13 protein-coding genes are annotated in these 15,506 nt (G+C 59.4%); 6 read left to right on the top strand and 7 right to left on the bottom strand.

Going from position 1 to position 15,506, the window contains the following annotated elements:
• The first annotated feature begins 98 nt into the window (after positions 1-98).
• Positions 99-2,720, top strand: coding sequence for a PKD domain-containing protein (locus tag HRF49_00890; protein ID MEP0813205.1), 2,622 nt, complete (start codon positions 99-101; stop codon positions 2,718-2,720).
• A 150-nt stretch (positions 2,721-2,870) separates the two neighbouring features.
• Here HRF49_00890 and HRF49_00895 read toward each other — a convergent pair whose 3' ends face one another.
• On the bottom strand, positions 2,871-3,047 hold the full coding sequence (locus HRF49_00895; GenBank protein MEP0813206.1) for a hypothetical protein: 177 nt from the start codon (positions 3,045-3,047) through the stop codon (positions 2,871-2,873).
• Between HRF49_00895 and HRF49_00900 the strand changes: the two genes are divergently transcribed.
• Positions 3,031-5,583, top strand: a complete 2,553-nt coding sequence (locus tag HRF49_00900) for a PKD domain-containing protein (protein ID MEP0813207.1) — start codon at positions 3,031-3,033, stop codon at positions 5,581-5,583. The two genes, HRF49_00895 and HRF49_00900, sit on opposite strands and share 17 nt — an antisense overlap.
• An 87-nt stretch (positions 5,584-5,670) precedes the next feature.
• Here the strand turns inward: HRF49_00900 and HRF49_00905 are convergent, their stop codons facing one another.
• Positions 5,671-6,675: a hypothetical protein gene (locus HRF49_00905; protein MEP0813208.1), complete on the bottom strand. Its 1,005-nt coding sequence runs from the start codon at positions 6,673-6,675 to the stop codon at positions 5,671-5,673.
• A 17-nt stretch (positions 6,676-6,692) separates the two neighbouring features.
• Positions 6,693-7,025 carry a hypothetical protein gene (locus tag HRF49_00910; protein ID MEP0813209.1) on the bottom strand — a complete coding sequence of 111 codons (333 nt, stop codon included), beginning with the start codon at positions 7,023-7,025 and terminating at the stop codon, positions 6,693-6,695.
• 66 nt (positions 7,026-7,091) lie between these two features.
• Here HRF49_00910 and HRF49_00915 point away from each other — a divergent pair, with 66 nt between their 5' ends.
• Both HRF49_00915 and HRF49_00920 read left to right on the top strand, forming a co-directional pair.
• A complete protein-coding gene (locus tag HRF49_00915) occupies positions 7,092-7,301 on the top strand; it encodes a 2-oxoisovalerate dehydrogenase (protein MEP0813210.1) in 210 nt (69 codons plus the stop codon).
• Positions 7,298-7,543, top strand: coding sequence for a type II toxin-antitoxin system HicA family toxin (locus tag HRF49_00920; protein ID MEP0813211.1), 246 nt, complete (start codon positions 7,298-7,300; stop codon positions 7,541-7,543). The genes HRF49_00915 and HRF49_00920 overlap by 4 nt, the downstream gene beginning before the upstream one ends.
• A gap of 12 nt (positions 7,544-7,555) precedes the next feature.
• On the opposite strand, the gene HRF49_00925 is transcribed toward HRF49_00920, so the two are convergent.
• Entirely contained in the window at positions 7,556-8,713 is a 1,158-nt protein-coding gene (locus HRF49_00925) for an acyl-CoA dehydrogenase (protein ID MEP0813212.1), read from the bottom strand.
• 194 nt (positions 8,714-8,907) lie between these two features.
• On the opposite strand from HRF49_00925, the gene HRF49_00930 reads away from it, so the two are divergent.
• Positions 8,908-10,863, top strand: a complete 1,956-nt coding sequence (locus tag HRF49_00930; protein MEP0813213.1) for an aconitate hydratase — start codon at positions 8,908-8,910, stop codon at positions 10,861-10,863.
• A gap of 53 nt (positions 10,864-10,916) precedes the next feature.
• Here HRF49_00930 and HRF49_00935 read toward each other — a convergent pair whose 3' ends face one another.
• Positions 10,917-12,092, bottom strand: a complete 1,176-nt coding sequence (locus HRF49_00935) for an HD domain-containing protein (protein MEP0813214.1) — start codon at positions 12,090-12,092, stop codon at positions 10,917-10,919.
• Positions 12,093-12,298: 206 nt separating this feature from the next.
• Between HRF49_00935 and HRF49_00940 the strand changes: the two genes are divergently transcribed.
• On the top strand, positions 12,299-13,105 hold the full coding sequence (locus tag HRF49_00940) for a GNAT family N-acetyltransferase (protein MEP0813215.1): 807 nt from the start codon (positions 12,299-12,301) through the stop codon (positions 13,103-13,105).
• Here HRF49_00940 and HRF49_00945 read toward each other — a convergent pair.
• Both HRF49_00945 and HRF49_00950 read right to left on the bottom strand, forming a co-directional pair.
• Positions 13,081-13,974, bottom strand: coding sequence for a prolyl oligopeptidase family serine peptidase (locus tag HRF49_00945; protein MEP0813216.1), 894 nt, complete (start codon positions 13,972-13,974; stop codon positions 13,081-13,083). The genes HRF49_00940 and HRF49_00945 overlap by 25 nt on opposite strands.
• Positions 13,975-14,003: 29 nt before the next feature.
• On the bottom strand, positions 14,004-15,440 hold the full coding sequence (locus HRF49_00950; GenBank protein ID MEP0813217.1) for an aldehyde dehydrogenase family protein: 1,437 nt from the start codon (positions 15,438-15,440) through the stop codon (positions 14,004-14,006).
• Positions 15,441-15,506 lie beyond the last annotated feature (66 nt).

The raw sequence follows: 15,506 nt of genomic DNA on the forward strand, positions 1-15,506 counted from the left end.
CGTCCGGCTTTTCGGGACGCTGACTCATAAAACTGCACGCGGGCTTCGGCCCGATTCGGGAACCCTTGTCGGGGCTCCAAAGCACTTGGAGGTGCGGAATGAAAGGGGCATCACCGTACGCGCGCATATATTGCGCGATATTCGCGGCGATAGCGGCCGCGGTTCTGGTCGTTTCATGCACGAAGGGATTCGGAAGATTCCCGAATCCGGAAAACAATCCCGTCCTGTCCGATATCGCCGCGCTGACGGCGCCCGACGGCGCGGACGCCGCGGTTTTCGAGCGGCTCAAGGGAGAACTCGCGAAGCAAATCGAGCGCCGCCTTGCGGACGGAGAAAAAATAGTCGCGAGCGCTCCAAGTGGAAACTTCGGCCGCGTGACCGACCTCGCGTTCGATTCCGGCGAGAACAAGCTCACCTGGAGCTACGTGAACACGGGCGACTACGACTGCAACGGCGAGGCCAGCATCGCCGACATCACGCCCGTCGCGATCAACTTCGGCGACCTCACCGACGACGGGATAGGCGACGACGCGCTCGAAACATGGATAGACGGAGACAAAAGCGGCGAAGTTGGCGTGGGCGACATCACGCCGCTCGCGCTCAACTTCCTTGCGACCGTCGCGTCCTACGACATTCTCACGTCGGACGAACTCGAACAGAATTACACCGTCATCGGCAACGTGGCTTTCCCAAACACTCCGTTCCCCGTGACATTCAACGTTGACCTTCCCGCCGGTGCGCTGACCTACATCCGCGTTCAGCCGATCGATCCGGAAAACAACGCAGGCGAATGGAGCAATCCGCTTGCGCTCTCCGGAAACGATCCGCCGACGGCCGACCTTCAGGCCAATCCGTCAACCGGCGCGCCTCCGCTTACCGTTGATTTCGACGCGTCCGGCTCGACGGATTCGGACGGCTCGATTACCGCTTACGACTGGGACTGGGACGGCGACGGGGCTTACGAGCAGACCGGCGGCTCCTCGCCGCTCAACGAGCATGTTTACACCCAAAACGGTTCCTACAACGCCACGGTCCGCGTGTGGGACGACCTGGGGGCAAGCGACACCGCAAGCGTTCTCATCGCCGTGTCCGATTCCGGCAACCAGTTCCCGATCGCGGATATCCAGGCGGCGCCGGAGTCCGGAAAGACCCCGCTCACGGTCGATTTCGATGCGGGCGGCTCGTTCGATCCCGACGGCTCGATAGTCGGCTACCGATGGGATTTCGACGGCGATTCCAACTGGGACGAGGACACGGGCGGCGCGCCGGCGGCATCGCACGAATACACGGTCGCGGGAGTGTACGAAGCCGCGGTCGAAGTAACCGACGACATGGGCGCGACGGACACCGACACGGTCACCGTGACCGTGTCCGACAATTCCGCCCCCGATGCATCGTTCACCTGGTCGGAAGGCTCGAATATGTTCGAAATCGATTTCGACCCGTCCGGTTCGAGCGATCCTGACGGGGGTATCGAGACTTACGAATGGGACTGGACGTCCGACGGAACATACGACCTGACCGAAACTACGCCCGACGTCGTCACATTCAACTACGGCCTGCCGGGAACGTACGACTGCACGCTCCGCGTGACGGACGGCGACGGCGCGACCGACACAGATACCCAGCAGGTTGTCGTTTCCGAGCCGGAGATGATCTGGAATTTGATCAAGCCGGCGGGAGACGGCGACTTCAAGTGGCCGGCGCCCGCGTTGATCGGCGGACTCCCGTCCGGCCATCCAGCGATAAGCTACTACGACGCCGACGCGGGCGAGATCCGGTACATTGCGGCGACCGACGATTACGGCGCAACCTGGGGAGCGCCGCAGACGGCGAGCATTGATCCCGTCGCGAACAACACGTTCCTGATTGAGGCGAACGGCAATCCCGCAATCGCATATCTTCACGAAACAGACTTCTTCCTGCGCTGCCAGAGGGCGGATGACCCGGACGGAACAACTTGGGGATCGAATCTTTGGATTGACGACACCTACGCATCAGGCTCGTACATTTCGATGACTGACGTTGCGGGATTTCCAGGCGTCGCCTATACGGACAACGGCTCGTGGGCAAGGTTCAGCCGCGCGCTCGACGCGGACGGCGACAACTGGTCCGCTCCGGTGGAGTTCGATTTGGGGAGCGTTAACGGCTACGTAAGCCTGTGCATGGCCGGCGGGATGCCCGCGATCGCGTACTACGACGATGTGCTGGGCGCGCTTAAGTTCGTCCGCGCGCAGGCCGAGGACGGAACCGCGTGGGGCCTGCCCGTGATAGTTGACAACGTCGGCGAAATCGGCTCCTTCGGTTACATTTCCATGGCGATGCTCGGCACTTCTCCAAACGTTCCGGCGATCGCCATGTCCGATTACACCACCGGCCGCGTTCTTCTTTACCGGGCGACCGATACAGAAGGGACGACGTGGGAAGAGCCGGTTGTTGTGGACGATGTGTTCGCTCATTTTGCGATATCGTTCGCGAATGTGGACGGTGTGCCGTGCATTGCGTATCAATCGTACGATACTGACGTTTTTCAGTACCATATTTATTTCAGGTACGCTTGGGATCCTTCCGGCAGCTCCTGGAGCAGCCCGATTGAAATTTTCAGCTCCCCGGTCTTTTGCCTGCGTTTGATCGACGTCAAGGGCAGGCCCGCCATTTCGTTTTACTCCTGGAGCATGCCCGACTACGGTCTGTATTACGCGTACAGCCCGCCGGGGTAAGCGACGGAGAATCGCCAGCCTCAATAGCATGAAAACCGTTTGACCGGCGCTTCGCGGCCGTGAAAAATCGCGCGCGCAAAACATCGAAAATCCCGGTTTATTTGGGTATTAATTCCTGCCGCCCAGGCCAAGCCGATGGCGGTGCGGAGGTTAGCCGGGCTTTGTTGCCGCTTCCTCCCCTAATAAAACCAAAACCAGGCAAACGAGGCAAAAGGTGATAAACAAAGGATTTCTCAGGCGGGCATTTCTTGCTTCGATCATGGCGGCCGTAATTTTGCTCGCGGCAATATCGTGCGGAAAAAACAGCCGGTTGGTTTCGCCGTCCAATCGCGAATCCGCTATTCGGGAAGTCGAGCGGCTCGAAGCCCCCGAGGGCGTCAATCCCGAAATACTCAACTTGCTCAAATCCGAACTCGTGCGTCAGCTCGAGGCGCGAAGCGACGGCAGAATTGCGTCGGCGCTGCCCGCAGGTGACTCTGCGACCGTGACGGACTTGATTTTCAACTCCCAGTCCAATCAAATGGAATGGACTTACACCAATCCCGGCGATTACGACGCGAACGGGGAAGTCGGCGTGGCGGATATAACTCCGATTGCGTTGAATTTCGGTGCGGTCACAAACGACGGAGCAGGCGACGACGCCTACGAATCTTGGATAGACGGCGACGGAAACGGCGAGGTCGGGGTGTCCGACATAACGCCGATAGCACTTAATTTTCTTGGGCAGATTTCGGGCTATTACCTTCTCAACGGTCCGTCGCAGACAGGGCCATGGACGACTGTGCAGACGATAACGCTCGACCAGCGGCTGCAGGGCTACCCGGTCCGTTTCCAGGGGTTCGGCACGACTTTTCCGGAAGCGTACTTCGCGGTCGTGGCCTTCGACGCGGACGACAACCGCGGCGAAATAAGCAACGTTGTCGCCTATTCCGGAAATGCCCTTCCCTCCGCGGTTTTAAACGCCGATTCGTTGTCCGGGCCTGCTCCCCTCACTGTAAATTTCGACTCATCCGGCTCCACCGATTCCGACGGGGTAATAGAGCGTTTCGAGTGGGACTTCGAGGGCGACGGTATCTTCGATCTGGACACCGGCGCCGATCCTTCCGCGATGCATGTTTACACAGCGCAGGGAAGCTTCTTCGCGACCGTCCGGGTCGTGGACAACTTCGGCGGAAGCGACACGGATTCGATTTGGATAAATGTCTCCGCCGAAGGCAACGAACCGCCCGTCGCCGCTTTGACGGCCGATTACTATCAGGGCAAAACTCCGCTTCTGGTCACCTTCGACGCGTCGTCCAGCACCGATTCGGACGGCACGATTGCATCTTTCCAATGGGATTTCGACGGAGACGGAACTTTTGATGAAGACACCGGCACGACTCCGGCCGCGTCGAACAATTACACCTTGGCAGGTACGTATTTTCCCGCGGTGAAGGTGACCGACGACGGAGGCGCATCGGACACGTTTTCAATCGAGATAACGGTATCCGAAAACCAGTATCCGTCGGGGGCGTTCGTTGTCAATCCGGTGGCCGGAAATCCGTGGGCATTCGAATTCGACGCATCGGCGTCGAGCGACCCGGACGGAAACATCGTGAGTTTCCAGTGGGATTGGGAAAGCGACGGTAATTTCGATTACGACGGCGGCGGCGACAGCATGGCGTCGCATATCTTTTCCGGGAACGGCCATTATAACGTTACGCTCCGCGTCACCGACGACAACGGCGCATCGGCCGACACGACGCATGAGGTGACGGTTGATGTCCCGCCTCTCATCTGGAACAAAACCGAGCCTTACATTTTGCCTTTCGGACAGGGCGTATTGTCCAGCCCGTCGCTTGCGATAATTGAAGGGACGTACGGCCCTGTTCCGGCAATCGCGTACAACGAATACAACCAATTCGTCGGAGACGCCATTTATTACGTTTCCGCCTCGGACTCGACCGGAGTTTCCTGGAATCCCCCCGCGTTCGTGCTGCTTGAGAAGGGCGCCTCGATCGATTTGCTTGAGGTTAACGGCCGTCCGGCGATTGCGTGGGAATCCATTTCCAATCACCTGACATTTTTGAGGGCGGACGACCTTGACGGCTTGACCTGGAGCGGCACGCCTTGGGTCAGCGATGTTTTCGGAAGCGGCCGATTCGCCTCCATGGCGATTTCAGGCGCGGGAAATCCGGTGATCGCTTCGTACAGCTGGTTCGACAAGCTGCCGTATTTTTCAAGGGCGACCGATCCTGACGGCACGACCTGGGCGTCCGACATCGAACTCGAAAGCGTCGCCGATAACGGCAAGCACATTTCGCTGGCGATTTTGGAAGGGTGGCCTTCGGTTGCGTATTACGATTATGCGAACGGCGACCTCAAGTACGCCTCGGCGGTGGAAACTGACGGCAGCGCATGGAACGAGCCGCTTACCGCATATTCGGACGGGGACGTCGGCTCGTACTGCACGATGACGACTATATATCCCGAATCGGGGCCGCCGATGCCCGCGATTGCCTGCTTGGACTACGCGAATCTGCGGATTATGTTCATAACGGCCGCGGACAGAAGCGGCTCGACCTGGAATCCGCCGGTGACTATCGAATCCGAATTTCCAAGCGGCCCCATGGCGCTTGGGCTGGTTGGCGGAAAACCCGCGATCGCGTACACCGCGAACATCGGCGCTTCCACGCCGCAATTGTGCTACAAGTACGCCTTGGACTTCGAGGGAACGGCATGGAGCGCGCGGCAGCAGGTGCATCTCGGGTATTGCGAATCGATAAACCTGGTGGACATCGATGGGCATCCGGCCGTGTCGTTCATAGACAACACCGCGGATCCGACAAAGCTGTACTACGCGTACAGTCCTGGGACGGAGTAACGCGGTTGCGGAATCGCGATGCGGACGCGGAATCTCCCGCGCTTGGTCCAAGCCCTCGCAGGCAGGTTTGGATGTACGTTCGAGCTGTCAATGCTCGACCGCGAATCCCGCAAGCAGGCTGTTCGCGAACACGACGCGCTTTTCGCCGGTTTCGGGATCGTAACGCATCACGCACAACGTGGCCTGCTGTCCGGGCTTTAGAACGCGGGAGCTGAAATACCAGAGCGCCCCGTCCGAGGCGATGTCCAGTCCGGTGGGCAAATTGAAACAATCGTCGATATATTTCGCCGATAAATCGGCGTTTAGCTCTGCAATGCAGCATTTGTTGCCGATCCGGTTATGGAACAACAGGTAGCTCGCCTTTGAATCCGGATTATGCACGATATTCGCAAGGGATGAACCGGTTAATTTCGCGGCAAGCGCACCGTCTATTTTGACAAATGCTTCTTTCGCTTCATATGTTTCCGGATTCAATTCGAAAAACCCGATTTTCTGCTCCCATTTGGAATACGGCATCGATCCGATTCCCGCTTCGTAATTAACTGCAAACAAATCGCCTCGCCCGTCGCTTCTTGGAAATACGACATACGCGTTGCCGACCTTGGTTTTCGGATTTGCATTCAATAAAGGCTTGTCATAAAGGCATGGCATGGGAGCCGTCATTCCAGCCGGAATGGAATCAGGAAAAACAAGATGGCTGGTGATTTCATCTTTCGCTAAGTCAATCCAAAGGATGTTCGATTCGTACGATTTTGCCTGATTCAATGCAGTTGGATGCGCTTCAATTGAAATTGCCACTGATTTTTGCATGAAGCTGTAAGCAGTCCGCTTTGGACCATATATTCCGAGTTGATTTGGCAAGGCAAACTCGTGCTTAACTGCATCGACTTTATCGTCCCGCCATTCCCATATAACTGTTTTGGCGGCGGCGGCGCCTTGGGTAAATCGAGTACTACGATTGTCCAATGCAAAGTGGGTAATCCCGGTGAACGTCGATTTCTTGGGCATTGGTTCAAGGCTGCGGTTGCTGGGATTGAGCATGTAACTTTCAAATCCCAAATCGTTTTTGGCTGGTTCAAAAGTAACGGGCATCTTTCCGCCCAGCAAGTCTATGCTCGGATAGTATGCGGGCTTCTGGGGATCGAAAATTGCTTAAATGTTCTCGCTTTCCACACCTTCTTGCCCTCGATGTCCGACGCCCGTAAAACCAGAAACTCGCTTTTAAACGGCGACTTTTCGCGAATAAACGTGTACATTCTCCGCATAACTGACGGCGATTGAGCGTACGTGCCGGGTAGAAAGGCTGAGCTGCCGATAAAAATCGCCCCCGTCGGCGGCTTCGGGGAGTAGTAATCCCAGAGGTTATAGCCCGCCGCGCCCGCCGCGGCAATCAGCACCGCAATAAATGCAACAAGCCGGATACGCCGACGCATGCGAATCACACGGGGATATTGTACTCCAGATGGCTTATTCTTCAGCGACTCGGAATTTAGGGTATAATCTGCTTGATGGACGAGATTGTATTCATCGTCGAGGAAGACGAATCGGGCGGTTACTGCGCCCGTTCCGTGGGGCACGGAATCTTCACGGAGGCGGACGATCTGGACGAACTGAAAGCGATGATAGAGGACGCCATCGAAGCCTATTTCTTCGACTCGCCCGCAAAGCCCTCGTCGTACTCCATCACCTACAGCAACATTCCCGTTCCCGCAAGATGAGGATTCCGAGGGATTTAAGCGGTCGCGAGTTTCTAAAGAAGCTCTCAGTTCTCGGCTACGAATTCCGCTATCAAACAGGAAGCCACCTGATTTGCGAAACGCTGCAAAACGGTAAGCACCGCGTCAGCATACCGAATCATAATCCGGTGAAGGTCGGTACGCTATCTTGGATACTTGGCGACATAGCGGATCATCACGGCAAGAGCCAAAAGGAATTGATGCTTTTGCTTTTCGGCAAATAATATCCCTTGCACCTACATCTTCCTCAGCACCTCGTGCGCGATGACCATCCGCTGTATTTCGTTCGTGCCCTCGTATATGCGCTTGATGCGGGCGTCCCGGTAGTAGCGCTCGAGCGGGAAGTCCTTCGTGTACCCGTACCCGCCGTGAATCTGCAGCGCCAGGTCGGTCACCTTCCCGCACACCTCGCTTGCGTAAAGCTTCGCCTGCGCGGCCTCCAGCGTGCACTTGCCGTGGTGCGCGTCCTTCGCCCACGCGGCGTAGTAAACCATCAGCCGCGCGGCCTGAAGCTCGGTCGCCATGTCCGCGATCATCCACTGGATCGCCTGGAAGTCCTTGAGCTTGCTCCCGAACTGCTCGCGCTCCTTCGAATACTTGACCGCGGCCTCCAGCGCCGCCTGCGCGATGCCGACGCTCGCCGCTCCCACGCCGATGCGGCCAGAATCCAGCGTCTTCATCGCCATCAGGAATCCGCGCCCGACGCTTTTCGGCCCGCCGAGTATGTCCGTCTCCGGAATCCGCACGTTCTCGAAGTGAAGCTCGGTCTGCACCGTGCCGCGGATTCCCATGGTTTCCTCTATTTTGCCCGTTGTGAATCCGGGCGCTCCCCGCTCCAATAAAAAGGGCGTTATCCCGCGCAGCCCCGCTTCCGGATTCGTCGTCGCCATGATGATGAAAACATCGGCGTAGTGGCCGTTGGTGATCCACTGCTTGTGGCCGTTAAGCACGTAATCGCTCCCGTCCTTCACCGCCCGCGTCCTTATCCCCGCGGCGTCGCTTCCCGCGGATGGCTCGGTCAAGCCGAACGCGCCTATTTTTTCCGCGCTGCAAAGCTGCGGAAGGTAATGCTTCTTCTGCTCCTCGGTACCGAACATGAGTATCGGCATGGAGCAAAGCGAGCAATGCGCGCCCATTATCGTCGCGGTCGAACCGCAGGCGCGGGCCACTTCCTCGCCGATTATCGCATACGAAATCGTGTCCAGGCCGGGTCCGCCGTACTCCTCCGGAATGGGCGGAGTGAGAAGCCCGAGCTCGGCCATCTTTTTCAAATTTTCCTTCGGAAACTCGCGCGTCTGCTCGAGCTGCGCGGCGGCGGGGGCCAAAACTTCCTCGGCGAATTCCCGCGCCATCTGGCGGATCATTTCGTGCTCTTCGGAAAGGGCGAAATCCATATGCAACTCCCAAAAACGTACTTCCGGCGCGGCCCGCCCGCTGGCTGAATCCGGACGCCGGATGCCGGATTATCGCGCCGCGGCGCGTCCGGGTTGCTCTCGGCCGCCGAATCCCGGAATTTCACATGCCCCGCAAAATGCCGGATTCGGCCGGTAGTAATACTCGTCCCGGCGCGCTGCCGGGGGAGGCTCGAATGGGTAAATCCGTTGCTGCGAAGATACTTGAAAGCCACCTGCGGGAGGGCGAACTCGTCGCAGGCGAGGAAATCGGCATTGCGATTGACGAGGTGCTGGTGCAGGACATAACCGGCACCGTCGTGATGCAGAATTTCGAAGGGATGGGGCTGGCGCGAGCGCGAGCGCGCGTCGCGGTCGCGTACGGCGACCACAACGTGCTTCAGTTCGACACGCGCAACTCGCAGGACCACCGCTACCTTGCGAGCGCATGTCGCAAATACGGGATGCACTGGGCAAAGCCGGGCGCGGGAATCGGCCACCAGATCCACCAGGAGCAATTCGCGCGGCCCGGCGAAACCGCGCTCGGAGCGGACAGCCACACCCCGCACTGCGGCGGATTGGGGATGATCGCCATCGGCGCGGGCGGGATGGATGTCGCGGTCGCGCTCGCGGGCGGCACTTATTACCTGAAGATGCCCGAAATCGTGAACGTCCGTTTGACCGGCGCGCTTTCGCCGTGGGTGACCGCGAAGGACGTGATCCTCGAAATGCTGCGGCGGCTCACGTGCCGCGGCGGGCTTGGCAGGATTTTCGAATACACCGGGCCGGGAATCGCGGGCTTGAACGCGCAGCAGCGCTGCACGATCACGAACATGGGCGCGGAGCTGGGCGCGACGACTTCGATATTTCCGAGCGACGAAACGACGAAAGCTTATCTCGCGACCGTGGGCCGTGAAAATGAATGGGCCGAAATCCTGCCCGACGCGGACGCGGAATATTCAAGCGTGATCGAAATAGACCTTTCGCAAATCGTCCCGCTGGTCGCAAAGCCGTCGCTTCCGGACAACGTCGTTCCGATAGATGAAATCGAGGGCACGCCGATTCACCAGATTATCGTCGGCTCGTGCACTAACGGCTCGTACATGGATATGGTCTCTCTTGCGGAAATCGTGCGCGGAAAACGGATCGCCGACGGCCTTGAGTTTATCCTGCACCCGTCGTCGCGCGCGGATCTTGAATTGCTAGCGCGCGAAGGGTACGCGGCCGAGCTTATTGCCGCGGGGATAACTATCGGTGAGCCGACTTGCGGGCCGTGCATCGGCAGCGGCCACGTCCCGGCGGAAGGCACGAACAGCCTGCGCGTCATAAACCGCAATTTCAGCGGGCGCAGCGGGCTGAAAAACGACAGCGTCTACCTTTCGTCAACCGAGGTCGCGGCCGCGACCGCGCTTACCGGCGTCCTTTCAGACCCGCGCAAGCTGGGAATCGCGTATCCCGGCCAGCGCATCCCGGAGAAGCTGGGCGGCAATCCCAACCTCGTTGCGCCCGCGCCGGAAAATGAAGCCGCGAATCTCGCGGTCGAGCGCGGCGACAACATCGTGCCGGTTCCGGTCAAATCGCCGCTCGCGGAAACCGTTTCCGGCAAGGTGCTTCTGAAAGTGGGCGACGACATCACGACCGACCACATAATCCCGGCGCAGGCGAACATTCTGATTTTCCGCAGCAACATCCCGAAGCTCTCCGATTTCGTTTTCCACCGCGTCGACCCGGAGTTTTCAGCACGCGCCAAGGAATGGGGCGGCGGCTGGATTATCGGCGGGACGAACTACGGCCAGGGGTCCAGCCGGGAGCACGCGGCGATCTGCCCGATGTTCCTCGGCGTGCCCGGAGTGATCGCCAAGACGTTCGCGCGCATCCACAAGAGCAACCTGATGAACTGGGGGCTTTTGCCGCTCACGTTTGCGGACGGCGCGGACTACGACAAAATCGATTCCGGCGACGAAATCGAGCTGCGCGATCCGCGCACGCTTGTCGATCCGGCGAAGATTTCCGGCGACGATACGATTACGAACGGAGTCGCGATAAACAAAACGAAAGGTTTCCAGTTCGCAGTCACGCTGGATGCCACAAAGAGGGAGCGAAAGCTGATACTCGCGGGCGGCAGGCTGGCGGAGGTGAAGGGAGGGAGCTAGCTCCGGAGAAAATGTCAAAACAACCGTAAGCCGCCGGCCTAAATCGCTTCGTCCTATTTCCCTATCGCCTTCCAGATGAAGCGGTCGCGGCTCTCCGCCAGATTGACGGGCTGCGGATCGCCAATCCGCACGTGGTTTCGGTCGTACATAAGATGCACGACGGGCTGTTTGAAGAACATCGGATTTATCTTGGTCACGATTCCAAGCTCGCCGGTGTTGAGCAAAACCACGGTTCCGACGGGGTACAGCCCGACTTTGCGCAGCAGCCTGTGCAGCACCTTGCTGCCGAAGTGGCGAACATCGTCCTGTATGAGCAGGTTGATCGCGTTGGAAGGCTGAAGCGCTTTGCGGAAGGGGCGGTCGGTGATGAGCGCGTCGTAACAATCGCAAATCGAAAGAATAAGCGCCTGGAACGGGATGTCTTTGTCCGCAAGTCCGCGGTGGTAGCCTTGGCCGTCCAACCGCTCGTGGTGCGCCGCTATCATTTCCATCGCGGCTTGCGCCAGAGGAAGCGAAGAGGAAAGCATCTCGACGCCGTCCGGGGGGTGCTTTTTAATGCGCCTGAACTCGTCCGGGGTGAGGCGGCCGGGCTTGAGTCTTATTTCCTCCGGTACGCGCAGCATCCCGACGTTATGCATAAGAACGCCCTGCACCAATGCCTCCAACTCCGCCGACACCGCAATTTCGTCTTTGTTCAGCGTGATGAAAAGCGTGGCGGTTCTGATCGCGTGCGCGTACTCGTACTGGTCGTGCTGCGCCATTTCGTACAGCATCAGCGCGGTGCCGTTGGTTCCGAGCACTTTCGCGATAAGTTCGCGGGCCAATTCGGCCAGCGCCTTTTTGTCCGCCGATGAGCCGGTGATAACCTGGGTTATTACTTTCGAAACGTGCTCGAGCGATTGCCTGAAGAACGCCGGCTCGAGGATCGGCTTCAGGCCGATGTCGGAGATGAATTCCTTCAGTTCCTCCTGCTGCGGCATTTCGGGCTCTTCTGCGGGAGGCGCGGATTCGCCGGCTTGGCCCGCTTCCTCGGCGGCCCGTTTTTTGCCGAGCTCGATGATCATTTTCGAATCGGTGAGGATTTCGGTAATGCCGCGCGCGGAAAGCCTCCTCAAGATGTCGGCCGTTAATTCGGTGCCCTTGACCAGGAGGAGCTTCAAGTCCTCCGTGTAGATGTTCTGATCGATGACGTCGCCTGGCTTGAGAACCGAGACAGGAACTTTCTCCAACTCAAAACTCCATAGATGACCTGGCGGCAATCGAACGTGCAAAAACGCGCCATCCCGCCAACATGGCGGAATCCGCGGCGCGCATACAGCATTGTACCAGCGTTTTAAAAATCTGACTACATCTCAACGGGCTGTTGGGAAAAATTTTTACATCGGCGCGCCGCGCTTGCACAATAGTTGCGAAACGCTTAGGCTATACTTGCGGCGTGGACGACAGGAACAGACTGTTCGCATTGCGCAAACTGGCCGAAACGGAGCTGAAAATCGCCGCCGCGGCAGGTGAAATGCGGGATTTCGGCTGGTGCAGGCTTGCGGTTTCCCAGCGGTTTCCTTTTTACTCTCCCGGCTGGGCGGTCTTCCCGCAGTTTGCGCCGGGCGAAGGCGATGCCGCGAAGGACTTGGAGTCCGTAATTGGTTCCATTGCGCCGGAGATGAAATCCTGCGGCGCGTCCGGCTTGCGCGTCGTCTTTTCACCTGAACTGACGGGAGACTACCTCGCGAAAAATCTTTCTGAAGACCTGTTTCTTCTTGATTTCAAGCAGGAAATCCGCGACGTATATGCATGGGTCAAGGCGAAAAAGCCCGCGTCCCAACCCGGAATTGAAATCCGCGCCGCAAGCTCGGACTGGGAGGCCGCCGCGCCCGCTTTCGAAGAGCCGGAAAGCCCGATGCCGGCCGCGGACAGGATGGCGATCCACCGGATGAGGGACGGGAATTTGCCCGGATACAAAACGCTGATTGCTTTTCTGAACGGGGCGCCCGCCGGCAGGATGGCATATTTCAACGACGGGGTGGCCGGCAGGCTGCACGGCTTGTACGTGCTTCCGGGATTCAGGCGCAAGGGGGTCGCAACCGCTCTGATGGATGCGGGACTCGCCGCGGCGCGCGACGCGGGGAATATAGTAATCGGCGTAATCGCGCGGCGCGAAAGCCCGGCGCGGTTCCTTTATGTCGACTTCGGATTCGCCAAGATCGGCGAGATTGCAATTTACGAAGGCAAAGCGCCGCTTTGATCCGGCTCCGCGACGGAGAATGGGAGGCCCAAGGCCGAGAGGAATTTCATCTTGATATCCAGCACCGCGCCCTCGAACAGCTTGGGACTGCGCCCTTCGCCGTCCAGTATGTAAAAGTCCGTCGGGATTCCGGCGGCCACGAGAGCGTTCGCCATTTCCTGCGATTCGTTCCAGTTCGTCACATTGTCGTTGCGGCCGTGAAACAGGAGCACGCGCCCGGTGATCCTTTCCGCGAAGAACAGCGGCGAGCGCATCCGGTAGGCGTCGGAATCCCGTAACGGGCTTCCCAATTCCGCTTCGGTTAAATCCAAAATCCGGCGCCGGCTTTCCTTGCGTTCGTCCGCGAGTCCGGCGGCGTATTCGGCCGCGTCGTAAAATCCCGACGAGGCGATGACGCCCGCGACTTCCGTTTTAGTCGCGGCCAGCATCGCAAGATACGCGCCTTCCGCCCAGCCTTCGATCACGACGCGGTTTTCGTCCAGCCTGACATGCCGGCGGATGTATTCGAGAGCCGCCAGAACGTCCATCAGCGCCGGGCCGCCCAGCGCTCCCTCGCGAAAGTCCGGAGCGAATACGGCGTAGCCCAGCGGGGCGTATACCGCCCCGCCGTCGCGGAAAAAGGAAAGCGCGTCGGTTGATTCCCCCCCCCCGCCGTTGAGAAGCAGCACGACCGGATGCGGCCCCTCGCCCGCCGGGATGTAAACCAGCGACCTGCAAATCGTGCCGTCCTCGACGCGCACGCGCACCGCGGCGGGCTCCGGAAAATACCGGCCAGGCTCGTTCCCGCGTTCCGCGGCGGACAAGGCCGGCGGCGCCGCTATTAGCGCGGCGAAAATCGAAGCTGCAAGCAAACTTTTCACGCGTGACATTTGACTGCGCAAGGCGGCGGCGCGTTCGGTCATGCTCCCCAGTAGTTGTTGAACAACATATCGCGCGGCGCGGTCATTTCTTCCACCGCCCACCGCAGTCCCGCCAATCCGCTCCGAGCGGCCGAGGCCGAGCGGTACTGGACGCCTTCCTCTATTTCCAGCGGGTATTCGTTCATTATTATCGTGCCGGCGTTCAGATTTTCCAGAAGGTACAGCCCGTCCTCCTGGTCGCGGGAAAACAATGCCGCAATGAAGTCGCTGCCGGTGGCATGCATGAATTTCACCGCCGCATCCAGCGAATCTACGCTGTGCATCACGGCAACGGGTCCCATCGGGCGGGGATTGGCGGCGATAAAATCCTGCGGGAGATCTTCTATCAGCGTCGGCTGGAACAACGCGCCCTCGCAATCGCCCCCGGCGACAACCCGCGCACCCGCGCTTTTGGCGCGCGATATCCAGTCGGCGAGCCTTTCGGCCTCGTTCTTGTACGTCATCGGGCCGACCAGCGTTCCGGGATCGAGCGGATCGCCCGCTTTGACGTCCAACTCCACGGCGTCCACCATCCTCTGGCGGAACTGCGGATAGATTCTGTCGTGGACCAGCACGTTTTCGATCGCGAAGCACGACTGCCCCGCGCCGGCGAACGCGCCGCGAGCGATCGCGCCTGCCGCGTATTTAACGTCGCAGTCCGGCATCACAATCGCCGCAGCGTCGCCGAAAATGTTCATCGAAACGTGCTTGTTTCCGGCGCGCTCCGCGATTTTGGACGCCATCCGCTTCGAACCGAAGTACGAGAGCATCGCCACCCGCGGATCGTCAATCGCCGCGTAAAACAAATCGTAATCCATCGGCAAAACCGAGAACCAGCGGATTTCGCCCATTGCGTCGCCGACGATATCGGCGAACCGGAGCACCGAAAGCGCGGCGCCCGTCGGAGGGCGTTGCACGACGACCGTACCTGCGGCCGCCGCCGCTGCGAGCTGGTGCGCGCACAGCGAAACCGGATTGGTGAACGGAACCGCGGAAAGAACGACGCCGCGCGGGAACCGCCTTATCATATTCATCCGCTGCAAGCTGCCAACCGGAACAAACATCGGCTCGATGATGTTGCGCTGGCGCACGCACTCCTTTGCGCCGGCCTGGAGAAGTCCGGTGGCCGATTTGATTTCGCCCAAGGCCAGCGCTATCGGCTTGCCGGTCTCGCGGCAAAGAAGATCGGCAAGGCCGTCGCTTTCCACGCGAAGCCGCGCCGCCGCCGCCGAAAGCAGCTTGGCGCGTTCCGCCGGATGAAGCGCGCGCGCGCGCAAAAACGCCGCCGCCGCGCAATCGAGGAACAAAGGAAGCGCCGCGCTGCCCGCGCGCGTGTAACCGCCGAGCTTCGACCCGTCGAGAATTGAAAAGGCCTCGACTTCGGCCTCGCCCGGTATTTCCTCTCCGGCTATCGTCAGGGGAAAGCGGTGGTTCATACATCCCCGCAAAAGCAAAATCGGCCCGAAAAACGGGATTGCCCATTATACGCCATCCGCACGGCG

The sequence above is a fragment of the bacterium genome (genome assembly GCA_039961635.1).
GTDB lineage: Bacteria > 4484-113 > 4484-113 > JAGGVC01 > JAGGVC01 > JABRWB01.

Coding starts and splice junctions, on each gene's coding strand:
- HRF49_00890 (MEP0813205.1), top strand. CDS start 99: ATGAAAGGGGCATCACCGTACGCGCGCATATATTGCGCGATATTCGCG.
- HRF49_00905 (MEP0813208.1), bottom strand. CDS start 6,675: ATGCCCGTTACTTTTGAACCAGCCAAAAACGATTTGGGATTTGAAAGT.
- HRF49_00915 (MEP0813210.1), top strand. CDS start 7,092: ATGGACGAGATTGTATTCATCGTCGAGGAAGACGAATCGGGCGGTTAC.
- HRF49_00920 (MEP0813211.1), top strand. CDS start 7,298: ATGAGGATTCCGAGGGATTTAAGCGGTCGCGAGTTTCTAAAGAAGCTC.
- HRF49_00925 (MEP0813212.1), bottom strand. CDS start 8,713: ATGGATTTCGCCCTTTCCGAAGAGCACGAAATGATCCGCCAGATGGCG.
- HRF49_00930 (MEP0813213.1), top strand. CDS start 8,908: ATGGGTAAATCCGTTGCTGCGAAGATACTTGAAAGCCACCTGCGGGAG.
- HRF49_00945 (MEP0813216.1), bottom strand. CDS start 13,974: ATGTCACGCGTGAAAAGTTTGCTTGCAGCTTCGATTTTCGCCGCGCTA.
- HRF49_00950 (MEP0813217.1), bottom strand. CDS start 15,440: ATGAACCACCGCTTTCCCCTGACGATAGCCGGAGAGGAAATACCGGGC.